Source organism: Frondihabitans sp. PhB161 (genome assembly GCF_003814635.1).
In the GTDB taxonomy this organism is placed as follows: domain Bacteria; phylum Actinomycetota; class Actinomycetes; order Actinomycetales; family Microbacteriaceae; genus Frondihabitans.
Window position 1 is genome coordinate 19,586 of sequence record NZ_RKQW01000006.1, and the last position, 26,120, is coordinate 45,705.

Here is a 26,120-nt window from a genome sequence, read left to right on the forward strand (position 1 = left end):
ACAGTTTAGGCGGGCGGTACCGCCGGGGTCTCCACAGGGGTCCACCGCACCGACACGAGGGCCGTCGCGATCGCGGTGACGCCCTCACCTCGGCCGGTGAAGCCGAGCCCGTCGGTGGTCGTGGCCGACACCGAGACGGGGGCGCCCAGGATCCTGCTCAGTTGCGTCTCCATCTCGACCCGCCGTTTCGCGAGGCGGGGGCGATTGCCGATCACCTGCACGGCGACGTTCACGACGGTGGCGCCCACCGCGTCGAGGATCTCGCGCGTGCCCTCGAGGAAGACGACGCCCGACGCCCCGGCGTAGCGAGGATCGGCGGTGCCGAAGCGCGAACCGATGTCGCCCTCCCCGGCGGCCGACAGCAGCGCGTCGACCATCGCGTGAGCGACCGCGTCGCCGTCGCTGTGCCCGGCGAGACCGGGTTCGCCCGGCCAGTCGAGCGCACCGAGGCGAAGGGGCTGGTCGGCGTCGAAGCCGTGCACGTCGATGCCGATGCCCACGCGTTGCACGTCGGCGGGGCGAGAGGGCCCGAGGGCGCTCGGCGCGACGAGGTCGGCCGCGAGCATCTCGGCCCGCTGAAGATCCCACGGCGTCGTGACCTTGAACGCCTCGGCGGCACCCGCGACGACGATCACCTCGTGGCCCGCCGCGGCGAAGAGCGCGGCATCGTCGGTGTATTCAATAGGCAATGCTTCAATAGGCACTGCGTCGACGGGCACTACTTCAACGGGCACTGCTTCGACGGACGGGGCATCGACCGGCGAGGAGCCGGCCAGTACGCCGGCATACGCGGCGTCGAGCTCGGCCCGCGGAAACCCCTGCGGCGTCTGAATCGCGACGAGCTCCGACCGGTCGACCGTGTCGACGACAGCGCCCGCCATGCCGACCCGCTTGATCGTGTCGCTGACGGGCAGCCCGGGAACGACTCCGTGGCCGAGCGACTCGACAGCCGAGGCCACGAGATCGAACTGGGAGGAGGGCGTGAAGCAGCGAGCCGCGTCGTGCACGAGCACGGTGCGGGCGGTGTCAGCGACCCGGGCAAGCCCTCGGGCGACGGAGGATTGGCGAGTGCTGGATCCTGATGTCACTGTCACGAAGTGGGCCACGTGCCCCGCAGTCGCCTCCGCGATCGACCGCGCCTCGTCGACGAGGTCGGCGGGTACGACGAGCACGATCTGGAAGGGAGCGGACGAGCCGAGGATCCCGCGCAGCGCCCACTCGAGAATCGTTCGACCGGCGACCTCCACGAAGGCCTTCGGCCGGCCCCCGCCCAGTCGCGTGCCCGAGCCCGCGGCGACGACGATGACGGCTCGGCTCGGCCGGTCTGCGCCCGTGCCTACGATGCGAGAACCTCGTCGAGCCGGGTCTGCGCCGCGGTCTCGTCGATGTGTTCGGCCAGAGCCAGCTCGGAGACGAGCACCTGACGCGCTTTCGCCAGCAGGCTCTTCTCGCCCGCGGAGAGACCCTTGTCGTGGTCACGGCGCCACAGGTCGCGCACGACCTCGGCCACCTTGCCGACATCGCCCGACGCGAGTTTCTCGACGTTCGCCTTGTACCGGCGCGACCAGTTGGTGGGCTCTTCGGTGAACGGCTCTCGAAGCACGTCGAAGACCTGTTCGACGCCCTCTCTGCCGATGACGTCGCGAACCCCGACGAGGTCGACGTTCTCGGCCGGCACCTCGATGACGAGGTCGCCCTGCGTGACCCGGAGAGTCAGATAGAGCTTCTCGGTGCCCTTGATCACTCGCGTCTTGACCGCTGTGATCTCGGCCGCTCCGTGGTGCGGATAGACGACCGTTTCACCGACCTCGAAGTGCATGGGGGCTCCGTTTCTGGGGGCGCCAGATTACCACGGGGTCGGTCGCGGGCGAGCGGTCATGGAAACCTCGCCGACGCTCCTAGGCTAGGCTGAAAGGGCAAATCGTCACCTTTTTGGAGGAACCTGTGAGAGCACGCACCACGGCAGCCGTCGTCATTGCCGGAGCCGTGATGGTCCTCACCGCGGGGTGCAACTTCATCAGCCCGCAGACGACCACCGAGATCTACGACGCGAGCGACGGAGTCAACACCACCGTCGGCGACATCGAGGTGCGTAACGCCATCGTCTTCACCGAGAACGGCGACGAAGCGAGCCTCAGCGTCGTGGTCATCAACAACGGTTCGTCCGCCGCCAACGTCAAGTTCCAGTACCAGGCGCTCGGTTCGACCGAGACCGCCGTCATTCCCGTGGCCGCGAACGGCGAGACCGACCGCGGCACGCAGGGCGGCCAGAAGCAGACGATCCTCAACGGCATCGGCAAGCAGCCGGGCTCGTTGCTCACCGTCTTCATCCAGTCGGGCACCGACACCGGCAAGAAGCTGAACGTTCCCGTGCTCGATGGCTCGCTCTCTCAGTACGCCACCCTGCTTCCCTCGCCGAGCCCCTCGACCGGCACGATCGCGACGTCGGAGCCCCGCAGCACCGAGCCCACCGAGACCGAGACCACGCCGGCGGGCTAGAACAGCCGCCGCTTCGCACGAAGGCCCCGACCAGATGGTCGGGGCCTTCGTCGTTCACGTTCGGCGCAGTTGCCGGGCCGGCCCGGACGATGAAGCTACGCCTCGCCGCGCGGGGCGATGAAGCTACGCCTCGATGCGATAGCCCAGGCCGCGCACGGTGACGAGTGCCACCGGCTCCGACGGCACTTCCTCTATCTTCGAGCGGATGCGCTTGATGTGCACGTCGAGGGTCTTGGTGTCGCCGAAGTAGTCGGAGCCCCAGACCCGGTCGATCAGCTGGCCGCGGGTGAGAACGCGACCCGCGTTTCGCATCAACAGTTCGAGGAGCTCGAATTCCTTCAGCGGCATGGCGATATCTGTGCCGCGAACGGTGACGACGTGCCGTTCGACGTCCATCGAGATCGCACCGGCGGTGAGGAGCGAGTCGGAGAACTCCTCCAGGTCGACGCGGCGACGGAGGACGGCCCGAATGCGGGCGAGGAGCTCGCGGGTCGAGTACGGCTTCGTGACGTAGTCGTCGGCGCCGAGCTCGAGCCCGACCACGATGTCGACCTCGCTGTCTTTAGCGGTCAGCATCACGATCGGCACCTGCGAGCGGTTGCGCAGCTCACGGCAGACTTCCGTGCCGGAGAGACCGGGGAGCATGAGGTCGAGGAGCACGAGGTCGGCGCCCTCGCGGTCGAACGCGGTCAGGGCCCTTTGCCCGTCGTCGGCCACGGTGACTTGGTAGCCCTCCCGCTCGAGGATGAAGGCGAGGGGCTCGGACAGGGACTCTTCGTCTTCGACGATAAGGATGTGGGTCATTATTCGTTCTCTCCTCGGACGGGAACCGTGGCCGTCGAGGCCTCGGGTAGAAGGATCGTGAAGGTGGAGCCGGAACCGAGCTGCGACCAGAGTCGAATGTCGCCGCCGTGATTCTGAACGATGTGCTTGACGATCGCCAGGCCGAGGCCCGTGCCGCCGGTGCGCCGTGATCGAGCCGGGTCGATCCGGTAGAAGCGCTCGAAGATGCGTTCCTTCTCGCCGTCAGCGATGCCATCGCCCTGGTCCGTGACCGCGATTTCGACGATGCCCCGGTCGGTGACGTTCGCGCCGATGCCGATGCGGGAGTCGTCGGGCGAGTAGTGCACCGCGTTGGCGACGAGATTGTGCACGGCGACGGCCAGCATCTCGCTGTCGCCGACGATGCTGGCGTGCTTGCCGCCGCGCGTGATGATCTCGATTCCGCGCGCCTCCGCCTCGACCCGGTTGCGCTCGACCGCGGCGTTGATGACGGAGCGCACGTCGACGAGCTCGGGTCCGCTCAGCGGGTCGGCCGACTGCAGGCGCGAGAGCTCGATGATGTCTTGCGTGAGGCGGCCGAGGCGAAGGGATTCGCGCATCAGGCTCTTGGCGAAGTGCCGCACCTGCTCGGGGTCGTCGGCGGCTGACTCCATGGCCTCGGCGAGCAGCCCGACCGCGCCGATGGGCGTCTTCAGCTCGTGGCTGATGTTCGCCACGAAGTCGCGCCGGACCTCTTCGAGGCGGTGCGTCTCGGTGTGATCCTCGGCGAGCACGACCACGTATCGCGTTCCGAGTCGCGAGGCGCGCACCAGCATGCGCAGGTCGGTCTCCTGCCGGAGGCTTCGAGCGAGAAGCAGCTGCCGGGTGACCGGGTGGTCTTCGTCGCGCGCCGTCTCGATGAGGTCGACGATCTCGGGGTGGACCACCTGATGCGCCTGCACCAGACCGTTGGCGATCGCCATCGCCGAGGCCTTCTGCACGTTGTTCGACGGGTCGACGACGAACCCGGCCGACTCGAGGGTGTCGAGCATCGCGCCGATCCCGTCGGGCAGAGACGCATCGCTCAGCGCCCGGGCTCGACGGCCCCGCTGAACGGAAGCCACCACGAGCAGGACGAGGCCCGCTCCGACGATGATGCCGAATGCCAGAGACAACGGCACCAGCCAGGGGGAGGACATGAACCTCAGGTTAGTGAACGTCTGGTGGACTGCTAGAACAGAGCCACATCCGTGCCGAGTACGTTGGAGAGTGTTCGCCTGGCCATCACCCGCCGTTAACCTCGACGGGAGAGGCTCGTCGAGACTGCGCGGGCGACGTTTCGCGTACCGGCACCATCACTGACACCGCGGCCGAGCCGCGACGAAAGGGTCGACCAAGACTATGCGCGAGGTATTCCAGCAGGAGCTCCAGGAGGTCCAGGAGCGGCTCGTCGAGATCTCGTCGCTCGTGGCGGTGTCGATCGATAACGCCACTCGCGCGTTCCACGACTCCAACGTCGGCCTCGCCGAGCAGGTCATCGCCGACGACGACCGCATCGACGCTCTCGCGATCAGCCTCGACGAGCTCGCGATCGACATCCTCGCTCGGCAGAACCCGGTCGCCCGAGACCTCCGCATCGTCGTGAGCGCACTCCGCATCTCGGCCTCGCTCGAGCGCATGGGCGACATGGCCGAGCACATCGCCCAGCTCGCCCGCTACCGGTTCCCCGAGAAGGTCGTGCCGAAGAGCCTCCGTCCGACGTTCACTGAGCTCGGTGAACTCGACGTCGCGATCGCCCGCAAGCTCACGCAGCTGCTCACCACGGAAGACGTCAGCCTGGCCGAAGAGATCCGCAACGACGACGACCGCATCGACGAGCTGCACCTGAGCGTGTTCGACAAGGTTCTCGGCGAGACCTGGAAGGGCGCTCCCGCCGACACTGTCGACGCCACGCTCGCCAGCCGGTACCACGAACGATTCGCCGACCATGCCGTGTCGATCGCCAAGAAGGTCCAGTACCTGGCGACCGGCGACTGGGTGGGCGTCGAAGCCTGATTCCGCGCGGCCACGAGGCCTGGTGAGACGCTGACGGCGTCTCTCCAGGCCTCTTTCCGTTGCGTCACGGTTTGTGTTCAACTCTTGACGACACTCGTTTGGGAGGCAATGATTCGTCCGTGTCACATCTCCAAGGTCCAACGACGGGCCCCCGCCAAACAGCCTCGAAGGGACAGCCCCCCTCGACGGGACGGGCACCCGCGACGGGCCAGTCCGCGCCTACCGGGCAGAGCCCCGGCTCTCAAACCTCCCTCCGCAAGCGCAATCAGCAGCGCGTCGTCGAGGCGCTCGTCCGTGTCGGCGCCTCGACGCAGGCGGATCTCGCTCGCCGCACCGGCCTCTCCACGGCGACGATCTCAAACATCGTCAGCCTCATGGCCAAGAACGGCCTCGTCAGCCTGACGCCGACGACGAGTTCGGGCCGTCGCGCCGTCTCCGTGCAGCTCCTGACCCACAACGGCGCCGTCGCGGCCGGTATCGGCTTCGGTCGACGGCACCTCCGGGTCGTGCTTGTCTACCCCGACTACACGATCGCCGCGGAAGAGAACATCGTGTTGCCGCAGCAGTACGACCCCCGCGTCGGCTTCGACATGGCCCGAGACGTCTTGACCCGCCTGCTCAGCGAGAAGGGCATCCCCTGGGACGCCCTGAGCGGCGTGGGAGTCGGGATCCCCGGGTCGATCGACCGCCGCGATCTCATGCCGGTGATCGGAACGGTGTGGGCCGAATGGGCCTTCGTCGACGTCGTCGTCGAGCTGGAAGACCGCCTCGGCGTGCCGGTCGTGATCGACAACGACGCGAACCTCGGCAGCGTCTCGGAGACGATCTGGGGTCTGTACGGCGGGGCGCGAAACCTCGTCTACCTCAAGGTGGGCTCGGGAATCGGCGCCGGATTGATCCTGAACGGCCAGCCGTTCAACGGGGCGACCGGGGTGACCGGCGAGGTCGGTCACGTGCAGGTGGTGCCCGACGGTCAGGCGTGTCGCTGCGGCAACCGCGGCTGCCTCGAAGCGGAGGCCTCCATCCAGGCCATGCTCGACCGCCTGAGCACGGTGACTCCCATCCAGACGACCGAGCAGCTCGTCGCCGCCGTCCTCGCCGGCGACATGGCCGCGCTCCGCGTGATCGAGGATGCCGCGCGGCTCATCGGCCGAGTCGTCGGCGACCTCGCCAGCATCCTGAGCCCCGAGGTGATCGTGATCGGCGGGCCCCTCGCCGCCCTCGGTGACCTGCTCCTCGAACCGGTGTCGCGGTCGTTCGCACGACATGTGCTCCCTCTCGTCCGGGACGCGACCGAAATCGTGGCGTCGACGCTGGACGATCGCGGCGAAGCGCTCGGAGCCGCCGCGCTCGTGTTCCATCAGGCGGCCGTCCGCGTGATCTGACCCCTCGGATCCTTCGTTCGACAAAAACTGAAGGATCCGCGGAAACTCAACGATCGCAGCGTGGTGACCGCGAAAGTGAGCGCTCTCATTGAGGCCGGTTCGTAAAGCCGTTACAAATTCGTTGCGTTAACCTTTTGACGCCAGCCAGCGATCGGCCTAATGTAATCCCGGGCCAGGTGCCCAACGGGCGACGAAGCTCCCCGACAACGATGTCTAGCAAATGGCGGTGCACAATGGTTGGTGAACCCACCATCCTCGAGATGCGCTCGATCACCAAGGAGTTCCCTGGTGTGAAGGCTCTCTCCGACGTGAACCTGACCGTGAAGGCCGGCGAGATCCACGCGATCTGCGGCGAAAACGGTGCAGGCAAGTCGACTCTCATGAAAGTCCTCTCGGGCGTCTACCCGTTCGGCACGTACACGGGCGATGTCGTCTTCGAGAACCAGGTCGTCCAGTTCTCGGGCATCAAGCAGTCCGAGGCCGCCGGCGTCGTGATCATCCACCAAGAGCTGGCCCTCATCCCCGAGCTCTCGATCACCGAGAACATCTTCCTCGGCAACGAGCCCGGCAAGCGCGGCGTGATCAACTGGATCGAAGCCCAGCGCATCGCCAAAGACCTGCTCGCCCGCGTCGGCCTCGCCGAAGACCCCGACACCAAGATCAAGTCGCTCGGTGTCGGCAAGCAGCAGCTCGTCGAGATCGCCAAGGCTCTGAACAAGAGCGTGAAGCTGCTCATCCTGGACGAGCCCACCGCCGCCCTGAACGAGGGTGAGTCGCAGCACCTGCTCGACCTCATCGTCGGGCTCAAGGGCAAGGGCGTCACCTCGATCATGATCAGCCACAAGCTGAACGAGATCGAGCAGGTCTCCGACACCATCACGATCCTCCGCGACGGCAAGACCATCGAGAGCCTCGACGTGAAGGCCGACGGAGTCAACGAAGACCGCATCATCCGCGGAATGGTCGGCCGCTCGCTCGAGAGCCGGTTCCCCGACCGCACGCCGAACATCGGCGAGAAGTTCTTCGAGGTGCGCAACTGGACCGTCCGTCACCCCCTCGACGCCGAACGCCTCGTCTGCAAGAACGAGAACTTCTACGTGCGCCGCGGTGAGATCGTCGGCTTCGCCGGCCTCATGGGCGCCGGTCGCACCGAGCTCGCCATGAGCGTCTTCGGCCACTCCTACGGCACCTACGTGTCGGGCGAGGTCTACAAAGAGGGTCACGAGATCCGCACCGACACGGTCAAGCGCGCCATCAAGAACGGCCTCGGCTACGTCTCGGAAGACCGCAAGGCTCTCGGGCTCAACCTGCTCGACACCATCAAGCGCTCCACCGTCGCCGCCGGCCTGCCGAAGATCACGCACAACGGCGTCGTCTCGAGCGTCGAGGAGTACGAGGTCTCGGAGCGCTACCGCCGTAGCCTCCGCACCAAGGCGAACAACGTCGACCAGGGTGTGTCGAAGCTCTCCGGTGGCAACCAGCAGAAGGTCGTCCTCGCGAAGTGGATGTTCACCGACCCCGACATCCTCATCCTCGACGAGCCCACCCGCGGCATCGACGTGGGTGCGAAGTTCGAGATCTACGGGATCATCCAAGACCTGGCAGCCCAGGGCAAGGGCGTCATCCTCATCTCCTCCGAGCTCCCCGAGCTCCTCGGCCTCTCCGATCGGATCTACACGATCTTCGAGGGCTCCATCACCAACGAATTGACCGCAGCTGAGGCGAACCCCGAGTCGCTCATGGTCAGCATGACCTCGAAAAGGACCACGGTTCGATGACGAACATCAAGAAGAACATCGACAGCATCCTCGGTAACAAGGGGGGTGGAATCAGCCAGTACGGCATGATCATCGCGCTCATCGTGATCATCGTCGGGTTCCAGATCTGGACGGGCGGCACCACGCTCGATCCCGGAAACGTCATCAACGTCTTCCAGCAGTACTCCTACATCCTGATCCTCGCGATCGGCATGGTCATGGTGATCGTCGCCGGTCACATCGACCTCTCGGTCGGCTCGGTCGCCGCGTTCACCGGCATCATCGTCGCGCAGTCGATGGCCACCTGGCACTTCGCCTGGTGGGGCGCGATCCTCGTCGGCCTTGCCGTCGGCGCCCTCGTCGGCGCGTGGCAGGGCTTCTGGGTCGCCTACGTCAAGGTGCCCGCCTTCATCGTGACCCTCGCCGGTCAGCTGATCTTCCGCGGGGCGAACCAGATCATCGGCAACTCGACCGCTCTCCCCGTGCCCGACGACTACCAGACCATCGGCGGCGGCTTCATCCCCGACTTCGGTCCGGGCACCGGCTACAGCAACGGCACTCTGCTGCTCGGTCTCGTCTCGATCATCGCGATCGTCGTCTTCGAGTTCCGCGGACGCACCAACCGCGTCAAGATGGGCGCCGAGCCGGCTCCCCTCTGGACGAGCATCGTCCGCATCGTCGTGCTCGCCGGCGTCACCGCCTTCGCCACCTACCTGTTCGCCTCCGGCCAGCCCAACACGAGCGTGCCGATCGTCGCCATCATCATGGGCGTGCTCGTGATCATCTACGGCTTCGTCACGAACACCACCACCTTCGGGCGCCACCTCTACGCGGTCGGCGGCAACTCGCACGCCGCCGTCCTCTCGGGCGTCAACTCGCGTCGCGTCAACTTCCTGGTCATGATGAACATGTCGGTTCTCGCCGCCGTCGCCGGAATGGTCTATGTCGGCTATGCGGGATCCTCGGGCCCCTCCGACGGAACGGGCTGGGAGCTCGACGCCATCGCCGCCGTCTTCGTCGGTGGTGCCGCGGTCGCCGGTGGTGTCGGAACCGTCATCGCCTCGATCATCGGTGCTCTCGTGCTCGCCTTCCTGGCAAACGGCCTCTCGCTCAAGGGCATCGACACGAACCTCGTCCAGATCATCCGCGGTCTCGTGCTGCTGCTCGCCGTCGCCTTCGACGTCTACAACAAGACGCAGGGCCGACCGTCGATCATCGGCTACCTGACCCGCGGGTTCGGTCGCAAGAAGAACGACGACGCGCAGAAGCCCGGCCCCGACGCCACGGCTCAGCCCAAGTCGATCGACGACGACTCGCCGGTTCTGCTTCCGTAACCCCTCAGCCCGCTCCATTCCCAGCCACAAATCCGGGATGCGCACCACTCATCCCACAGCACCGGGTGCATCCCGCACTCACATCCCCACAATGAAAGAAGCATTTCAATGAAGAAACAGCTCATCGCCGGCTTTGCCGTCGCAGCGCTCACCGTGGTCACGCTGACCTCCTGCTCCGGCAACACCGGCCGGAGCGACGCGGGCGCCAGCGGTTCCACCGCCACCATCCCCAAGGGCTCCACGATCGGCGTCTCGCTCCCCGCGAAGACCTCGCAGAACTGGGTCCTGGCCAAGGCCGCCTTCGAGGACTCCCTCGCCAAGGCCGGCTTCAAGGCCGACGTGCAGTACGCCGCCGCCACCAACACGGTTCCCGACCAGCAGAACCAGATCTCGGGCATGATCACCAAGGGCGACAAGGCCCTGATCATCGCCGCCCAGGACGGCGCCCAGCTCGGCACGCAGGTGAAGCAGGCCAAGGCCGCCGGAATCCCCGTCATTGCCTGGGACCGCAACATCACCGGCACCAAGAACGTCGACTACTACGTCGCGTTCAACAACTACAAGGTCGGTCAGCTCCAGGGACAGGCTCTGCTCGACGGCCTCAAGGCCAAGGGCAGCGGTCCGTACAACATCGAGCTCTTCGCCGGTGCTTCGACGGACGCCAACGCACCCGTGTTCTTCAACGGTGCGATGAGCATCCTGCAGCCGAAGATCGACGACGGCACCCTCAAGGTCGTCTCCGGTCAGACCTCGTTCAGCGCGGTGTCGACGGACGGCTGGCTCGCCCAGAACGCCCAGACCCGCATGAGCAACCTGCTGCAGAAGAACTACGGCTCGACCAAGCTCGACGGCGTCCTCTCGCCGAACGACACCCTGGCCCGCGCCATCATCCAGTCGGTGAAGTCGGCTGGTAAGCCCGGCATCATCGTCACCGGCCAGGACAGCGAGACCGCTTCGATCCCGCTGATCATGTCGGGCACGCAGTACTCGACCATCTACAAGAACACCGCCGAGGAGGCCCAGGCCGCTGTCGACCTGGTCAGCACGCTGTCCGAGGGCAAGACCCCCAAGACGGTCATCGACAAGAAGAACAACTACAACGGCGTCATCACGGTTCCGGCCGTGGCGCTGACCCCCGTCCTCGTCACCAAGGACAACGCAGCCGAGGCATACAAAGACAACACGACCCTCGAGCCGCTCACCAAGTAGCAGCACTCGTCACCCACGAAACCCCCGCTCGAGCTTCGGCTCGGGCGGGGGTTTCGCCGTGCGCGGCTGCCCTACGGTGGTCGCTATGAAGACTTCCAAAGCGCGCGGCTGGCTGTTCCTCGTCATCGCCATCGTCTCGGAGGTGTCGGCGTCGCTCTCGTTGAAGGGCGCACTCGACCACCCCGGGCTGTACGTCGTCGTGGCGATCGGCTATCTCGTCGCCTTCGCCGGGCTCGCCCTCGTGCTCCGCACCGGCATGGCGCTCGGGGTCGCCTACGGCATCTGGGGCGCGAGCGGTGTCGCGCTGACCGCCTTGCTATCGCTCGTGATCTTCGGCGAACCGCTGACTCTCGTCATGGGCATCGGCATCGTGGTCGTCATCGCCGGGGTGCTCTGCGTCGAGCTCGGCGCTCAGGCCGCCCACCGTGAGGCGGCCTGCACCTCGACCACCACCGGAGGGATCGCCCGATGATGTGGCTCTTTCTCGTCGCCGCGATCCTCTTCGAGGTCGCCGGCACCCTCTCGCTCCGCATGGCCGTCAACGACCGCCGCTGGTACATCCCCGTCGGTATCGGCTACATCGTGGCATTCACCTCGCTCTCGCTCGGCCTCGGCCAGGGCCTTCCGCTCGGCGTCGCCTACGGCATCTGGGCCGCCTCCGGGGTGGCCCTGACCGCCGTCGCCAGCAAGTTCCTCTTCAAGGAGCCGCTGACCTGGCTGATGGGCCTCGGCATCGTCTTGATCGTCGGCGGGGTGCTCTTGATCGAGGTCGGGTCGAGTCACTGAGCCGGGGCGAAGGATCCTGCACTCCCCGCTCCGGTCGGCGCCTGCCCGCAACCTGGAGCCAATGGATGACTACGCCTCTTCGAGCACGGCCTCGGCGCGCTCCGGGCTCCCCTCGGCGAGCCCGGCGTCGATCGCCCGACGCGACGCGAACAGCATCACGGCTCCGACGAGGAGCACGAGCACCTCGGTGACCGTCAGCGCCCAGATCACGCCGCCGAGCCCGAACCACAGGTTTCCGAGCAGCACGATCGGGATGAACAGGATTCCCTGCGCCATCGACATCGTGATTGCCGCCGTGGCGCGTCCGGTCGCCTGGAACAGCGACGTGATGAGGCCGGTGAACCCGTTGGCGATCATGGCGACGAGCTGCGCCGTCAGGATCACCGCGCCGATGGCGAGCACCGAACGGTCGGCGACGAAGGCGCCGAAGATCGCATCGCGGAAGAGGAACACCCCGACGGCCGCCACCACGGTGATCGAGCCGACCGTGAGGGCCGAGGCCCGCAGAGCGGCGGCGAGACGGGCCCGGTCGCCCTTGCCGAATGAGTAGGCCAGCAGCGGCAGAACGCCGAGCGTGACGCCCATCACGAGGAACTCGGGCACCTGCGCGATGCGGACGGCGACGCCCATCGCGGCAAGGGGCCCGTCGCCATAGGCCGAGGCGAGGTTGTTCAGCACGAGCGAGGTGACGATGAGGAACGCCGACTGGAGCAGCTCCCCCACGCCGATGCCGAAGACCGGCTTCAGCACGGTCGGCGAGAGCGTGAACCAGCGCGGTGCCAGGCTGATGTGCTCGCTGTGCCGAGTCAGCCAGGTGACGAAGTAGACGATCGTGACGACGTTCGACAGGCCGATCGCGAGGGCTGCACCCGCCACACCCCAGTGCAGCACCAGGATGAAGAGCACGTCGAAGACGAGGTTGGCGACGGTCGAGGCGATGAGGCCGATCATGACCTGACGGGCCGCCCCCTCCGACCGGACGAGCTGCTCGAGGCAGAACGACACGGCGAGCACGGGCACGAAGGCGAGCATCACCCCGACGAAGGCGCTGGTCGGGGCGACGGCGGCACCGTGGGCGCCGAGCACGGTCACGAGGTTCGGCAGCAGGAGCAGACCCGCAGCAGCGAGCACGGCACCGACGATCGCGGCGCCCCAGACGGCGAACGACGCCACGTGCTTGATCTGAGCGGCTTCGGTCGGATCCTTCTCGCTCGCCCCGAGAAGCCTCGAGATGAGGGCACTGCCGCCGACGCCGAAGACGCCACCGACCGCCATGACGAGGCCGAGGATCGGCGAGCCCAGGGTGACGGCTGCGAGCAGCGCACTGTCGTGGAGAGAGCCGATGAAGCCGGCATTGACCACGTTGTAGACGGCGCTGACGATCATCGCCGCGGCCATCGGCACGCAAAGATGGAGGAGTGCCCGCAGCATCGGCGCCGAAGCGAGGTACCAGCGGTTTGTGCCGACCGTGTCGGCGGTGGTGGGAAGTGAGGTGCTCATAGCTGCTCCTTATTCCGGGCAGGCGAGCCTGTTCCGGGTGCTTTGGCGCGCGCCGAAGGACGCCGGCACGGCGAGGGGAGAATTCAGGATCCGCTCCCGCGGTCTGCGGGAACGGGGTCGGTCGCGGCTAGTCGCGCGTGGGCCTCGGCAGCACTGCAGTGACCTTCGTCAGCAGCGAGTGGAGCGTGGCGCGCTCGGCCGTGGAGAGGGGTGCGAGGATCGTCTCTTCGGTGGACGCCATCGCGACGTCGAAGCCGGAGATCAGCTCGGCACCCTCGGCGGTGGCGTAGACGCGTTTGATGCGCGCGCTCTCGCCGTCGGCACGGCGCTCGATGAGACCGCGCTTCTCGAGCCCCTGCAGGAGGCTCGAGACGCTGGCCGCGCTGGTGCGAGTCATCGCGGCGATGTCACGCTGGATGGAGCCCGGAAACTGCACCAGAAACCCGAGCGCAAAACTCTGCTCGTGAGTGAGCCCGCGTTCGCGCACCCATTCGAGGCCGGCCTGCTGCTGTGCCCAGCCGATCCACCGGAGCAGCTCGAGGCTGGTGGTGAGGTCGGGACCGTTTTCGTTCATAATCAGAACACTAACCGTTAGATACCAAACTGTCAATGATCGAACTGTGGAGGACGGGGGCGGGCGTTCTGGTGGCAGGCCGGCGTGCGAGAGAATCGGTGCATGGCCCAGGTAGCGATCATCGTCAACGGAACCCCTGACCCGCGCAAGTCGGAGATCTCGTCAGCGCTCGGGATCCTGCTCGGCTGCCCCGTGCTGAAGCCGGGCGCCGTGCAGGAGACCCTGACGCAGGCGACGGGGCCTGTTGCGCCGCGCGAGGGTATTCGCCGGCTGGCCATCGAGACGGTGTGGCGCACGGCCGGGCTGATCGACGCCGGCGTGGTCGTCGACGCCTTCTTCGAGCGGGCCGACGCTGATGCGGTCACCGGCGGCATCGACCTGGCCGGCTCACCCCGCGTCGTCGAGGTCTGGTGCGGCGCCCCCGGCGGCGAGCTCGGCCTCACCCCGTTCGTGCGGGTCGACGCCGTCGAGACCGTCGACATGGACGCCCTCGTGCAAGAGATCAGCGCCCTCTTCGTCTAGTCGCGAGGCGAGACGACGCTCGCCACAGCGGGCGACCGAGGCTTGTCCGAGGTCCGCTGCGGTGAGCGGCGTCTCACCCAGCCAGTACAGTTCAGGATCCGAGCGCAGCGCGAACGAACCGGAGCGCCTCGGCCGGGTCGACGCCGAGATCCTTCACCCGCTCGGCGTAGACGCGCGCCGCCTGCTGGGCGGCCACCTCGGGGTCGGCGCCCTGCGCGCGCACCACCGTGCCGTTCCGCCCCCGCGTCTCGATGAGGCCCTCGGCCTCCAGTTCGCGATACGCGCGGGCGACGGTGTTCGGAGCGATGCCGAGGTCTTCGGCGAGACGCCGCACTGTCGGCAAACGGTGGCCGGCGGCGAGGACTCCCCCGCGCACTTGGCCCGCGAGCTGACCGCGGAGCTGCTCGAAGGGCGGTGTCGGAGAGCGGGGGTCGAGGGTGATCACGAGGGGCTGGATCCTGCGATTCTGAGGGCTTCTTCGGCCGGCGTACGACGCCGCGAACCCGGCCACAGCTGCTCGAGATACCAGGTGCGGGTGTTGCGGAACACGACGCTGAAAAGGATGCACCCGACGAGCAGCGCAATCACGATGACCACGTCAGCGGGACTGAAGTCGACGGGCCCGCCACCCACTCCAATCACCGCCCAGTAGCCACCCAGGGTGAGCGCCTGGACGGGCGCTGCCAGGAGGTCCATCAGCGCGGAGGCGGTGAGCGCGTCGTTCCAGACCAGCTCATCGGTCGAGGCCACCGGATGACCTCTCGCGACGATTCGGCGAGAGAAAATCTCGAATAGAACGAGGCAGACAGCGCCGAGCGCCACGAGGAGGACTCCGGCGAGACCCGCCCCCGAGCGCGCCGAGAGGGCGATGGCCACAGCCGCCAGCACCAGGATGGCCCAAGCGAAAATGCGAGCGAGGACGATCACGTAGTCGCCGACTCTGACGGCCTCGGCGCGCGCGATCCGTGGACGGTCGGTCGCCGCGGTCTCGTCTCGGAACGACGCCCAGACCGTGCCGAGCGACGAGCCGGTCACCGCCGTGATGAGCGCCAGAAAGGCGACGACGACAGGGGGCCGGGTCGCAAAAGACTCGTAGAGCACCACGACGACACCGAGGCCGACGAAGCCGCCGACGCTGCTGCCGAGAACGCGTGCTGCCACACGCCGTCGAATGAGAGCGTCGAGGTCGGCGGGAATGCCCAGCCCGACCCGCTTCGCCAGCCGCTGCATCTGCCAGGTCTGGAATTCGCCGACCCGGGACAGAAGTGCAGTGCCGACGAGCACCACGGCGTACACCGCGAAGAGCACTTGAAAGTACAGATCCATACCCACCCCTTTGTACCTACGACTGTAGCAATGTGTCGCTACAAAGCAAGGGGTAGAACAGCAAACCCGCCCGGTCGGCGTAAACAGCAGCCCTAGGGCAGATGTCTACGCCGATCAGGCGGGTCCGTGCCGATCAGGCGGGTCAGAGCCGATCGGGCGGGTCTGAGCCGAGCCGGAGGCCTACGCCTTGGTCGCGTCGAGCCCGTCGCTCTTGCCCTGGTTGGCAACGGCGGCGGCGCCTGCGGCAGCGGCCTCCGGGTCGAGATACGCCCCGGGCTTGGTCGGCTTGAAATCGTCGTCGAGCTCGTAGACCAGGGGGATGCCGGTCGGGATGTTCAGCTCGGCGATCTCGTCGTCGGAGATGCCGTCGAGGTGCTTGACCAGAGCGCGCAGCGAGTTGCCGTGCGCAGTGACGAGCACGGTCTTGCCGGCGGCGAGATCGACGGTGATGTCGCTCTCCCAATAAGGAAGCATGCGCTCGATGACGAGCTTGAGCGACTCGGTGCGCGGGGCGTCGACGCCCAGGTCAACGTAGCGCTCGTCGTGCGCCTGCGACCACTTGCTGTCGTCGTCGAGCGGCGGCGGCGGCACGTCGAACGACCGGCGCCAGGTCTGGAACTGCTCGGGGCCGTACTCTTCGAGCGTCTCGGCCTTGTCTTTGCCCTGGAGCGCACCGTAGTGACGCTCGTTGAGACGCCACGAGCGCTTCACGTCGATCCACAGCCGGTCGGCCTCTTCGAGAGCAAGATCGGCGGTCTGGATCGCACGAGTGAGACGCGAGGTGTAGAGGATGTCGGGCTTGAGGCCGGAGTCGCGCAGCAGCTGCCCGGCGCGCTTCGCCTCGGCGGTGCCCTGCTCACTCAGGCGGACGTCGACCCACCCGGTGAAGAGGTTCTTCTGGTTCCACTCGCTGTTGCCGTGCCGGAGAAGGATGAGCGTCGAAGTCATGCTGACGATCCTATCGTCGCGTCGTTCCTAGGATGGTGGCATGCCCACAGGTCACGTCACGCGCGGAACCACGGGCACCAACCGCCTGCGCCGGGTCGATCGCTGGATCGCGAGCCTGCCCGCGTTCCGCACCGCCGCGGATCCTCTGGTCGTCGATCTGGGCTACGGCGCCAGCGCGACGACGCCGCTCGAACTGCACCACCGACTGGCTCGGGTGCGGCCGGAGGTCGAGGTCGTGGGCATCGAGATCGAGCCCGAACGGGTGGCGCTGGCATCCCTGTCGGCCAAGCCGGGGGTGTCGTTCCGGCTCGGCGGGTTCGAAGTGCCGCTGCCCGATGCGATGGAGCGGGCCGGTCGGCGGCCGGCGGTGATCCGGGCGCTGAACGTGCTGCGGCAGTATCCCGAGGAGGCGGTGGCCGGATCCTGGGAGCTCATGGTCTCGCGCCTCGCCCCCGGCGGCGTCCTCGTCGAGGGCACCTGCAACGAAGTGGGCCGCGTCGCGAGCTGGGTCGACGTGACCTCGGACGGCCCGCAGACATTCACCGCGTCGCTGCGTCTCGCCTCGCTCGAGAGCCCGCTGATCGTCGCCGAGCGGTTGCCGAAGGCGCTGATCCACCGCAATGTCGAGGGTGAGAGGATCCACGCGTTCCTCGAGGAGCTCGACCGCCACTGGCGCTACAACGCCGCCCTCGCCGTGTACTCGCCGGTGCAGCGCTGGGTCGCGACCGTCGAGGGGATGCGGTCGGCGGGCTGGCCGGTGCTGCACGGGCGCACGCGCTGGAGGCTCGGCGAGATCTCGGTGCCGTGGTCGGCGGTCGCCCCGGCGTGACGCCGTTTTTGCGGGCTCGGCGCCGCCTTGCGGGCCCGACACCGCATTTCGGGCCCGACACCGTCGAAAGGCGGCGTCACCACCGAAAACCGGTGTCAGAGCGTGGCGAGGCGCGAGCGCGCGTCGTCGTGCGGCAAACCCGTCGCCATGAGCAGGTCGATGACGAGCGGCCGCAGCATCAGCACGAGCACCGTCTCGGCCACGGGCGCACCGGGCAGGACGACCGCAGGATCCAGCCTCCGCCCCACCGCGACCAGCGCCTCCTGGGCGGCCGGCACCCGCTCCACCGCCTCCAGCGACTCCCCCAGCACACTCGTCGCCAGCGCGATGCTCGCCACGAGGTCAGCCACCTCGGGCCGACGTCGGCCGTCGCCGATCGTGGTGTCGATGCGTCTGGTGACGACCCGGAGGTTGCGTACCGCGAGGTCGAGATAGCGCAGGATCCGCGCTTCCGCGGCTATGACGGGCACCTTGCGTCTCAGAAACGGCGAGATCCGCGAGATCGACGACGCCGTGTCGAGGGTCGCCGCCCAGTCGTCGAGGAGCGGCTGCGTCGTGCGGAGTCGATCGAGGGCCGCATCGGCCTGCCGGACGTCGTCGTGCCGAAGTGCCCGCACGAGCGACGCGAACGCGGGGTCGAGCTCGGCGAAGAGGCGACGAGCATCGGCCCGTGCGAGGCCGATCGGGTCACGCGGAACGAGCGCTGTGATGACGAGAGCGACGGCCCCGCCGACCAGCCCGTCGAGCGACCGGGTGAACGGCCCGCCCGCGGGATCCGGCAGGAGCATGACGAACATCGACTGCGTCGCCGCCGCGATGGCGAAGGCACTGGTCGGCGACAGGAACCGGGCCACGGCGAGCGCGACGAAGAGCACGATGCCGTACTGCCAGAAGCCCTTGCCGAAGACCAGCAGCAGGAGCTCGCTGAGGGCGATGCCGATGACCACGCCGACAGCATTCTCGAGCACGCGGCGCGGCCTCGCGTCACGGGCGAAACCGAGAGACGAAATGGTGACGGTCACGGCCAGGATCGGCATCGGGTGACCGATGCCGAAGCGGGCGATCGAGTACGCGATCCCGGCCGCGAGCACGATCTGCACCATCGCCGGCAGCGAGGAGCGCACCCGCAACGCCGAGGCACGAACGTCGAAGCCCCCGGCCCGAGGGAGGGAGAACCGCACGGTCAGCGCCGGACGGCACCGAGCCGCGGCAGCCGAGGAACACCGGCAGCGGCGCCGGCGTCGGGGGGAACGATGGTCTGCTGTGCGGCGGCCACGACGGTGTCGTCGTCGCCGGCCAGAACGGTCAGCGGCGCGGTGACGTCGAGGCTGCGCTTGACGAGGGCGAGCGCGATCGGGCCGAGCTCGTAATGGGTGCCCGATGAGGTGATCGAACCGACCTCGCGGTCGCCCTCTCGCACGACGTCGCCGTGACCGGGCAGCACATTGTCGGAGCCGTCGAGGTGCAGCATGACGAGACGCCTCGGCGGGTGGCCGAGATTGTGCACCTTCGCGACGGTCTCTTGCCCGCGGTAGCAGCCCTTGGCCAGATGCACGGCCGAGCGGAGCCAGTCGAGCTCGTGCGGGATGCTCCGCTCGTCGACCTCGGTCGCGAGGCGCGGACGCCAGGCGGCGACCCGGAGCGCCTCGAGCGCGAGGGCACCGGCGACGGGCACGTCAGATGCGGCGACGTCGGCAAGGGACTCGGCCGTGACGAGCGTCTCTTGGTAGCTCCAGTCGGCGGCCGGGTGGCCGGCCTCGGCGGCGTAGCCGACGCCGCCGACGGCGACCTCGTGCCACGGGTCGATCCAGACGAGGGGGATGCCGGCGGGGCTGGCTGCGGGAAGGGCGAGGTCGGCGAACGATCCGAGCACCGCGAAGTCGGCACTTCGGTCAGCGACCTCGACGCGCAACATGAAGCGCATCCGATCGAGCCACGCGGCAAAGCTCTCGGCCTCGGCCGCGTCGACGAGGAGCCACGTGGTCTCGCCGTCGTCGAGCACACCGGCCGCATGCTCCACCCGGCCCGAGGGATCGAGCAGCAGCGTCTCGGTCGAGCTGCCGGGAGCGAGGCCCTTGAGGCTCTGGCTGGTGAGCGAATCGAGCCACGACAGCCGGTCGGGCCCCGAGACCGTGACGAGACCTCTCGACGGCACCTGGACCACCGCGGATCCTGAAAGAAGTGCCCGCTGTTCGACGAGCGGGTTGCCGAAGTGCGCGGCGATCCCGGTGGAGTCGTCGGCCACGAAGCCCGGTCGTGCGGCGAACGGCGTCGCCGGTGCGCTACTCGACACGAGCGAGCTGACCCGACGCGTGCGTGCGCAGCTCGTTTCCGAGAGCCGCGACATCCCACGCCCAGAGGAGGTGGTTGTCGACGAGCCCGTACATGCGAGTGGCGGCCGAATACTCTTTGGCATTGCTTGAGCGGACCACGGCGTCGGTCGAGAGGTCGATTCGCGGACCCTTCACCCGGCCGAGGTAGAGCTCATTCACACCGGTCGGGTGCACCAGGGCCACCTCGATGTTGAACCCGTCGTCGGGCGTGCGGAGCACTTCGACTGCCCGAGGCGTGGTGAACGGCTGGATCCCCACGCCCGGCAGCATGCCAGGGCCCCGGTCGCCCTCTTCGGACGGGCGGTCGAGCCGCCAGTAGCCGGTCTCGCTGACGAGCGGTGTGTTCTCTTCGTCGAGCAGCCAGGAGTACGAGCTGTAGTTGAGGAACGGCAGGCCGTCGTGACTGAAGCTGACGCGCTGGCCGAACTCATGGGTGCGGCGCGACTCGGGGTCGTCGCCGGTCTTGTAGTCGACGACGCCGGTGCCCTCCCACACCCCGATGAGCCAGGAGAGGGGAACGAGCTCGGCGGGCAGGTCGACGGGAATTTCGATCAAGGGTCAGCGCTGACCTTTGAACAGCTTCACGAGCACCGTCACCGCGACGAACGCAATGCAGAGAGACGCGACGACGAGCAGACCGATGTAGAACATCTCGAGGGCAAGCAGAGAATCCATGCAGTCAGCCTACCCGCGAGGCCTGGTCAGAGGGAGAGGAGAGCGAGGATCCCGGTGGCGATACCCAGCACGACGAGACTTCCCGACAGGCTCAGCATCGTCCGGTCGACGAGCCCGTCTTTCTCGCGGGTGGCGAGCTGCAGGCAGAACGTCAACACGATGGTGAAACCCAGCACGAGCGGAAGCCAGACGAGATAGCCGTCACCGTCGACGGTCAGGCCGACGACTACGGCGCCCACGAGAGCGACGAAGCACACGGGAATGGTCGTCGCGAGACGGAGGCGCACTCGGCGGTTGCTGGTTTCCACCCCTCCATCCTGGCCCACTGGCGCTGATGGGGGCACCCACTAGGGTGGTCCGGGGTCAACTTCTCTGTGAATTAGAATCACGAGAGAACATCAACTGGAGGTCGTGTGGCGCAGCTCTTGGTCCTGACTTCCTCCGGTACGCCCGAGGTTCTGCCCGCACTGGCCCTTCTCAGTCACCGTACCCGGCAGATCCCGGCAGAGCCCGCGCACCTCGTCAACGCCCCCTCGAGCGACCTCATCTTCGTCGATGCCCGCACCGATCTCGCCAGCGCGAAGTCGCTCTGCAAGATCCTGCGCACCACCGGCGTCACCGTGCCCATCGTGCTCGTCCTCACCGAGGGCGGCCTGACCGCGGTCAACTCCGAGTGGGGCGTCGACGACGTCATCCTCGAGTCGGCCGGCCCCGCCGAGGTCGACGCGCGAATCAGGCTGGTCACCGGCCGCCTCGCCCAAAGCCAGACCGGGTCGAAGATCCAGGCGTCCGGCGTCGTCATCGACGAGGCGAGCTACTCGGCGAAGGTGCACGGCAAGCCCCTCGACCTCACCTTCAAAGAATTCGAACTGCTCCGCTTCTTCGCTACGCATCCATCGCGCGTCTTCACGCGCGAGCAGCTGCTCAGCGAAGTCTGGGGTTACGACTACTTCGGCGGCACCCGCACGGTCGACGTGCACGTACGTCGCCTCCGCGCAAAACTCGGCGACCTCGAGTCGCTCATCGGTACCGTGCGCAACGTCGGCTACCGCTTCAACGTCTACGACGACGAGCAGCGAGATGCCCTCAGAAGCTGACGCCACCCCGGTCGGCCAGCCCGACCGCAGCGGGGCCGCAGCCGCCGCGATGCTCGCCCCGCTCACCGCCGAGGCCACCGCCGCCGACGGCTCGCCGCCGTTCTCCGACCAGGCTCTCGTCGAGGCCCGCTCGGGCGACGCGACCGTTCTCGGCGACGGCGACGCCGCGGCCATCCTGCGCCCGGGCGAGGCCGAACTCGTCGTTCGCCCGGCTGTTCGCGGGGCCGGCCTCGGCACCGTTCTTCTGCGCGCGGTGATCGACGTCACCGAAGGGCCGCTCGCCGTGTGGGCCCACGGGGACCACCCGGCCGCCCGCCGACTGGCCGAGGGCTTCGGTTTCGTGCCGACGCGGCGCCTTCTGCAGCAGCGGGCCAGGGTCGATGCGGGGGCGTCGGATCCTGCGCTTCCGTCTGACACGGCTCTGCCTTCCGGCTTAGCTGTCCGGGCGTTCCGTCCCGGCATCGACGACGCCGCCTGGCTCGACCTCAACGCGCGCGCCTTCGCCTCGCACCCGGAGCAGGGATCGCTCACGCAACTCGATCTCGACGCCCGCAAGGCCGACGACTGGTTCGATCCGGGCGACTTCTTGCTGCTGTGGAAAGACGACGAGCTGCTCGCCTTCGCTTGGTTGAAGGTGGAGGTGGGTACGGGCGCTGATTCAGGGTCGGCTTCGGGGTCGGATTCGGGCTCGGGCTCGGCCGTTGATTCAGGCTCGGGCTCGTTCGGCGAGTTCTACGCCGTGGGCGTCTCCCCCTACCACCAGGGCGAGCACCTCGGCGGCGCGATCGTCGACGCCGGCCTGGCACGGCTTGCTCAGCGCGGCGTCGCGACGGCCACCCTCTACGTCGAGGGCGACAACGACGCGGCGCTCGGCCTCTATGCGACGCGGGGCTTCACCGATCACGCGATCGACGTGCAGTACACCCTGTCGCGCTGACCTGGCCCGCCTGCCAGTTCTGTTAGCCCGCGCGCTAGACGCGAATTTGAGAGCGATCCGTCGGCGCAGACGGCGACCGGCAGTAACTGGTGTGACTGCTGCGCCGGATCGCTCTCAAATTGACGAGGCACCGCTACACCGCCGCGTGTGAACAGGGCGGAGTTACCAACAGTTCACACGCCACGGCCCGCGCGAAGAGCCACGGGTGGCAGGATTGAGAGATGGATAGCGAACCCTACGTCGACGGCGCAGCCGTCTCGAACGACTTGATCGACGACTTCGACGAGATGGTCACCTTCGACGTCGACGCCACCCTGCCGACCGACCGGTTCCTCGACCGCGAGATCAGCTGGCTGTCGTTCAATCAGAGGGTTCTCGAGCTCGCCGAAGATCCCGACACCCCGCTGCTCGAGCGCGCCAACTTCCTCGCGATCTTCGCGAGCAACCTCGACGAGTTCTTCATGGTGCGGGTGGCCGGCCTCAAGCGCCGCATCGCGACCGGGCTCGCCGTGCCGACCAACATCGGCACCTCGCCCAAAGACGTCCTCGCGACGATAAACGCGCGCGCCTACGAGCTCCAGGCCCGCCACGCGCGCGCCTTCAGCGACTCGGTCAAGCCCGATCTCGACGCCGCGGGCATCCACGTCGAGATGTGGTCCGACCTCGACGCGACCGACCGCGAGCGCATGCACGAGGTGTTCTCCAATCAGATCTTCCCGGTGCTGATGCCGCTGGCCGTCGACCCGGCCCACCCATTCCCCTATATCTCCGGGCTGTCGCTCAACCTCGCTGTCCGAGTGCGCAACCCCAAGACCGAGAAGCAGGAGTTCGCGCGCCTCAAGGTGCCGCAGGTGCTCCCCCGTTTCGTGCAGCTGCCCGACGACGGCAGCGGTCGCCTCCGCTTCATCCCGCTCGAAGACCTCATCGCGAACCACCTGCAAGACCTGTTCCCGGGCATGGAGGTCAACGAGCACCACGTCTTCCGCGTCACCCGCAACGAAGACGTCGAGATCGACGAAGACGAGTCGGAAAACCTCATCCAGGCGCTCGAGAAAGAGCTGCTGCGCCGCCGCTTCGGCCCCCCGATCCGTCTCGAGATCACCGAAGATATGGATCCCGTCACGCTCGAGCTGCTCGTCCGCGAGCTCGACATCACCGACCAAGAGGTCTATCGCCTTCCGGCGCCGCTCGATCTCGCCGGCCTGTTCGAGATCGCCAAGATCACCAACCCCGAGCTGCACTACGCCAAGCACCTCCCGACCACGGCCGTGCAGCTTCTGCCGACCGAGCCGAACATGAAGCCCGACATCTTCGCGAGCATCTCGCGCCGTGACGTGCTCGTGCACCACCCCTACGAGTCGTTCGCAACGAGCGTGCAGGCCTTCCTCGAGCAGGCCGCCGCCGACCCGAACGTGCTGGCAATCAAGCAGACCCTGTACCGCACGTCGGGTGACAGCCCCATCATCGAGGCCCTCATCGACGCGGCCGAGGCCGGCAAGCAGGTGCTCGCACTGGTCGAGATCAAGGCCCGCTTCGACGAGCAGAACAACATCACCTGGGCTCGCAAGCTCGAGAAGGCCGGCGTGCACGTCGTCTACGGCCTCGTCGGGCTGAAGACGCACTGCAAGCTCGCGCTCGTCATCCGCCAGGAGAAGGGCGGTCGGCTCCGCCACTACACGCACATCGGCACGGGCAACTACAACCCCAAGACCAGCCGCATCTACGAAGATATGGGTCTCTTCACCGCCGACGACCAGGTCGGAAAAGACGTCACCCGCCTCTTCAACGAGCTCTCGGGCTACGCCATCGAGAAGAAGTTCAAACGCCTGCTCGTCGCACCGCTCCACCTGCGCAAGGGCCTCATCAAGCGCATCGCCGTCGAGGCGGAGAACGCCGCGGCCGGCAAGCCCTCGGGCATCCGCATCAAGATCAACTCGATGGTCGACGAAGAGATCATCGACGCGCTCTACCACGCGAGCAACGCGGGGGTGCCGATCGACATCTGGGTGCGCGGCATCTGCTCGCTCAAGGCGGGCATCCCCGGCCTCAGCGAGAACATCCGCGTGCGCTCCATTCTGGGCCGCTACCTCGAGCACTCCCGCCTGTTCTCGTTCCACAACGACGGCGACCCGCAGGTGTTCATCGGCAGCGCCGACATGATGCACCGCAACCTCGACCGCCGTGTCGAAGTGCTGGTCCGGCTCGTCCAAGACGATCACCTCGCCGAGATCGAGGCGCTCTTCAACCTGGCCATGTCGCCCGAGACATCGTCGTGGTACCTCACGCCCGAGGGCTCGTGGGAGCGCCACTCGCGCAGCGATTCGGGCGAACGTCTCGCCGACATGCAAGATGGCCTCATGAAGCAGATCAGCAAGAGAAGGCGTTCCACACGGTGACACCCAGGCGAGACACGCCCCTGCAGACGGCCTCGAAGCCGGCCGCCACCACGATCGTCGCCGCGGGCGCCGTGTGCTGGAGGCTCGTCGACGGAAAAGTCCGGGTGCTTCTGATCCACCGCGACTACCACCACGACGTGTCGCTGCCGAAGGGCAAGGTCGATTCCGGTGAGTCGACCCCCCAGACGGCTGTGCGCGAGATACGCGAAGAGACCGGCTACTCCGTCGCCCTCGGCGCACCGCTCGGCACGGCCGAATACTTTCTGCCGGGCGGGCGCGACAAGGTCGTGCACTACTGGGCCGCTGAGATCGGTGATGCCGAGTTCGCTGCGGCCGGATCCTTCGTTCCGAACGACGAGGTGCAGAAGATCGAGTGGGTCCCCCTTGCCAAGGCTCGTGCGCAGCTCACCTATGAGCGTGACGCCGAGATCCTCGACCGCTTCGCCGATCGAGTCGCCGCCGACCAGGCGCGCACGTTCGCGATCGTAGCTCTGCGGCACGCCAAGACCGTGGCGCCCGGTGAGTGGTCGGGCGCCGATTCGACGAGGCCGCTGCTGCCAGTCGGCCGCAAACAGGCCAAGGCGATCGCACCGGGAATCGCCTCCTGGCGACCCGCACGCATCATCAGCAGCACCGCCGCCCGCTGCCTGGCCACGGTCGAGCCGCTGTCGGCGGCCTCGCACGTGGGTGTCCGCCAGACCGACGCCCTCAGCCAAGACGCGTTCGAGGCCGGCACCGCCGACGTCGCAGGCGTCGTCAAGAAGCGCTTGAAGAAGCGGGTCGACGCGGTCCTCTGCAGCCACGGCCCTGTCCTGCCCGAGATCATCAGACAGATCGCGTCCCAGGCGAACGGCGGCTACGCGCTCGACCTCCGCCGTTTCGGCTCGCTCAGCACCGGCGACTACACCGTGCTGCACCTGTCCCGTGCCGATGCGACGCTCGTCGCCATCGAGACGCACGGGTCAGGCCTGTAAGCGGGCAGGGGTCAGAATCCGCCGCCAGGGCACCTGCACTCAGGGTCCATGTATTCAGGGCTCATGTATTCAGGACAACGGGCGCACAACTCAGGCGTGAGCGGCGCCCCGGATCCTGAACCGAGGGGTTATGGCGCTGCCAGCCCCCTAACGCAGGACTCGCCGAGCACCCCACCTGAACTCAGGAGGCGCAGCCTGGCGATCCGCTCTACTCCTCGGCCG

Annotated in this window: 27 protein-coding genes; 14 read left to right on the top strand and 13 right to left on the bottom strand. The window is 67.5% G+C overall.

The window, feature by feature from the left end; translation table 11 throughout:
- Positions 1 to 5 precede the first annotated feature (5 nt).
- On the bottom strand, positions 6 to 1,343 hold the full coding sequence (gene ispF / locus EDF39_RS17140) for a 2-C-methyl-D-erythritol 2,4-cyclodiphosphate synthase (protein WP_123945084.1): 1,338 nt from the start codon (positions 1,341 to 1,343) through the stop codon (positions 6 to 8).
- Entirely contained in the window at positions 1,337 to 1,819 is a 483-nt protein-coding gene (locus EDF39_RS17145) for a CarD family transcriptional regulator (RefSeq protein ID WP_123945086.1), read from the bottom strand. Before EDF39_RS17145 ends, ispF begins: the two co-directional genes overlap by 7 nt.
- Before the next feature lie 125 nt (positions 1,820 to 1,944).
- Between EDF39_RS17145 and EDF39_RS17150 the strand changes: the two genes are divergently transcribed.
- Positions 1,945 to 2,499, top strand: a complete 555-nt coding sequence (locus tag EDF39_RS17150; RefSeq protein WP_123945088.1) for a hypothetical protein — start codon at positions 1,945 to 1,947, stop codon at positions 2,497 to 2,499.
- 123 nt (positions 2,500 to 2,622) lie between these two features.
- Here the strand turns inward: EDF39_RS17150 and EDF39_RS17155 are convergent, their stop codons facing one another.
- Complete coding sequence (locus EDF39_RS17155) at positions 2,623 to 3,303, bottom strand: response regulator transcription factor (protein ID WP_123945090.1); 681 nt, start codon at positions 3,301 to 3,303, stop codon at positions 2,623 to 2,625.
- Complete coding sequence (locus tag EDF39_RS17160) at positions 3,303 to 4,460, bottom strand: cell wall metabolism sensor histidine kinase WalK (protein WP_055965293.1); 1,158 nt, start codon at positions 4,458 to 4,460, stop codon at positions 3,303 to 3,305. The genes EDF39_RS17155 and EDF39_RS17160 overlap by 1 nt, the downstream gene beginning before the upstream one ends.
- 202 nt (positions 4,461 to 4,662) lie before the next feature.
- Here EDF39_RS17160 and phoU point away from each other — a divergent pair, with 202 nt between their 5' ends.
- From phoU to EDF39_RS17195, 7 genes are all read left to right on the top strand, one after another.
- Entirely contained in the window at positions 4,663 to 5,316 is a 654-nt protein-coding gene (phoU, locus tag EDF39_RS17165) for a phosphate signaling complex protein PhoU (RefSeq protein ID WP_055965290.1), read from the top strand.
- Between the two features lie 119 nt (positions 5,317 to 5,435).
- Positions 5,436 to 6,701, top strand: a complete 1,266-nt coding sequence (locus EDF39_RS17170) for an ROK family transcriptional regulator (RefSeq protein WP_084816353.1) — start codon at positions 5,436 to 5,438, stop codon at positions 6,699 to 6,701.
- Positions 6,702 to 6,934: 233 nt separating this feature from the next.
- Entirely contained in the window at positions 6,935 to 8,479 is a 1,545-nt protein-coding gene (gene mmsA, locus EDF39_RS17175; RefSeq protein WP_228514182.1) for a multiple monosaccharide ABC transporter ATP-binding protein, read from the top strand.
- The gene (gene mmsB, locus EDF39_RS17180) at positions 8,476 to 9,792 is read left to right on the top strand and encodes a multiple monosaccharide ABC transporter permease (RefSeq protein WP_123945092.1); all 1,317 of its coding nucleotides are present in this window, start codon (positions 8,476 to 8,478) and stop codon (positions 9,790 to 9,792) included. Before mmsA ends, mmsB begins: the two co-directional genes overlap by 4 nt.
- Before the next feature lie 108 nt (positions 9,793 to 9,900).
- Positions 9,901 to 11,001, top strand: a complete 1,101-nt coding sequence (locus tag EDF39_RS17185) for a sugar-binding protein (protein ID WP_123945094.1) — start codon at positions 9,901 to 9,903, stop codon at positions 10,999 to 11,001.
- Between the two features lie 85 nt (positions 11,002 to 11,086).
- Complete coding sequence (locus EDF39_RS17190) at positions 11,087 to 11,473, top strand: multidrug efflux SMR transporter (RefSeq protein WP_123945096.1); 387 nt, start codon at positions 11,087 to 11,089, stop codon at positions 11,471 to 11,473.
- Entirely contained in the window at positions 11,470 to 11,787 is a 318-nt protein-coding gene (locus EDF39_RS17195; protein ID WP_123945098.1) for a multidrug efflux SMR transporter, read from the top strand. The genes EDF39_RS17190 and EDF39_RS17195 overlap by 4 nt, the downstream gene beginning before the upstream one ends.
- 69 nt (positions 11,788 to 11,856) lie before the next feature.
- On the opposite strand, the gene EDF39_RS17200 is transcribed toward EDF39_RS17195, so the two are convergent.
- Both EDF39_RS17200 and EDF39_RS17205 read right to left on the bottom strand, forming a co-directional pair.
- Positions 11,857 to 13,287, bottom strand: coding sequence for an MATE family efflux transporter (locus EDF39_RS17200; protein ID WP_123945100.1), 1,431 nt, complete (start codon positions 13,285 to 13,287; stop codon positions 11,857 to 11,859).
- Between the two features lie 127 nt (positions 13,288 to 13,414).
- Positions 13,415 to 13,861 carry a MarR family winged helix-turn-helix transcriptional regulator gene (locus EDF39_RS17205; RefSeq protein ID WP_123945102.1) on the bottom strand — a complete coding sequence of 149 codons (447 nt, stop codon included), beginning with the start codon at positions 13,859 to 13,861 and terminating at the stop codon, positions 13,415 to 13,417.
- Between the two features lie 102 nt (positions 13,862 to 13,963).
- Here EDF39_RS17205 and EDF39_RS17210 point away from each other — a divergent pair, with 102 nt between their 5' ends.
- Complete coding sequence (locus EDF39_RS17210; protein ID WP_123945104.1) at positions 13,964 to 14,383, top strand: hypothetical protein; 420 nt, start codon at positions 13,964 to 13,966, stop codon at positions 14,381 to 14,383.
- A 91-nt stretch (positions 14,384 to 14,474) separates the two neighbouring features.
- Here EDF39_RS17210 and EDF39_RS17215 read toward each other — a convergent pair whose 3' ends face one another.
- The 3 genes from EDF39_RS17215 to EDF39_RS17225 form a co-directional block, all read right to left on the bottom strand.
- Complete coding sequence (locus EDF39_RS17215; protein ID WP_055965265.1) at positions 14,475 to 14,828, bottom strand: GntR family transcriptional regulator; 354 nt, start codon at positions 14,826 to 14,828, stop codon at positions 14,475 to 14,477.
- On the bottom strand, positions 14,825 to 15,709 hold the full coding sequence (locus tag EDF39_RS17220; protein WP_123945106.1) for a hypothetical protein: 885 nt from the start codon (positions 15,707 to 15,709) through the stop codon (positions 14,825 to 14,827). The genes EDF39_RS17215 and EDF39_RS17220 overlap by 4 nt, the downstream gene beginning before the upstream one ends.
- A 180-nt stretch (positions 15,710 to 15,889) precedes the next feature.
- Positions 15,890 to 16,657: a phosphoglyceromutase gene (locus EDF39_RS17225; protein WP_123945108.1), complete on the bottom strand. Its 768-nt coding sequence runs from the start codon at positions 16,655 to 16,657 to the stop codon at positions 15,890 to 15,892.
- A gap of 40 nt (positions 16,658 to 16,697) precedes the next feature.
- Between EDF39_RS17225 and EDF39_RS17230 the strand changes: the two genes are divergently transcribed.
- Complete coding sequence (locus EDF39_RS17230; RefSeq protein WP_123945110.1) at positions 16,698 to 17,486, top strand: class I SAM-dependent methyltransferase; 789 nt, start codon at positions 16,698 to 16,700, stop codon at positions 17,484 to 17,486.
- 95 nt (positions 17,487 to 17,581) lie between these two features.
- Here EDF39_RS17230 and EDF39_RS17235 read toward each other — a convergent pair whose 3' ends face one another.
- From EDF39_RS17235 to EDF39_RS17250, 4 genes are all read right to left on the bottom strand, one after another.
- Entirely contained in the window at positions 17,582 to 18,667 is a 1,086-nt protein-coding gene (locus EDF39_RS17235; protein WP_123945112.1) for an aromatic acid exporter family protein, read from the bottom strand.
- 2 nt (positions 18,668 to 18,669) lie between these two features.
- Positions 18,670 to 19,779 (bottom strand): folate-binding protein YgfZ, encoded by a 1,110-nt coding sequence (locus EDF39_RS17240; protein WP_233573199.1) that lies wholly within the window; start codon positions 19,777 to 19,779, stop codon positions 18,670 to 18,672.
- Entirely contained in the window at positions 19,769 to 20,374 is a 606-nt protein-coding gene (locus EDF39_RS17245; protein WP_055965250.1) for an FABP family protein, read from the bottom strand. The genes EDF39_RS17240 and EDF39_RS17245 overlap by 11 nt, the downstream gene beginning before the upstream one ends.
- Positions 20,375 to 20,520: 146 nt before the next feature.
- The gene (locus EDF39_RS17250; protein ID WP_123945116.1) at positions 20,521 to 20,802 is read right to left on the bottom strand and encodes a hypothetical protein; all 282 of its coding nucleotides are present in this window, start codon (positions 20,800 to 20,802) and stop codon (positions 20,521 to 20,523) included.
- A 105-nt stretch (positions 20,803 to 20,907) separates the two neighbouring features.
- Here EDF39_RS17250 and EDF39_RS17255 point away from each other — a divergent pair, with 105 nt between their 5' ends.
- The 4 genes from EDF39_RS17255 to EDF39_RS17270 all read left to right on the top strand — a co-directional run bounded on the left by EDF39_RS17255 (position 20,908) and on the right by EDF39_RS17270 (position 25,898).
- Positions 20,908 to 21,591, top strand: a complete 684-nt coding sequence (locus EDF39_RS17255; protein ID WP_055965244.1) for a winged helix-turn-helix domain-containing protein — start codon at positions 20,908 to 20,910, stop codon at positions 21,589 to 21,591.
- On the top strand, positions 21,575 to 22,528 hold the full coding sequence (gene mshD, locus EDF39_RS17260; RefSeq protein ID WP_123945118.1) for a mycothiol synthase: 954 nt from the start codon (positions 21,575 to 21,577) through the stop codon (positions 22,526 to 22,528). The genes EDF39_RS17255 and mshD overlap by 17 nt, the downstream gene beginning before the upstream one ends.
- A 221-nt stretch (positions 22,529 to 22,749) precedes the next feature.
- Positions 22,750 to 24,924, top strand: coding sequence for an RNA degradosome polyphosphate kinase (locus EDF39_RS17265; RefSeq protein ID WP_055965238.1), 2,175 nt, complete (start codon positions 22,750 to 22,752; stop codon positions 24,922 to 24,924).
- Positions 24,921 to 25,898: an NUDIX hydrolase gene (locus EDF39_RS17270; RefSeq protein ID WP_233573200.1), complete on the top strand. Its 978-nt coding sequence runs from the start codon at positions 24,921 to 24,923 to the stop codon at positions 25,896 to 25,898. The genes EDF39_RS17265 and EDF39_RS17270 overlap by 4 nt, the downstream gene beginning before the upstream one ends.
- The last annotated feature ends 222 nt before the right edge of the window (positions 25,899 to 26,120 follow it).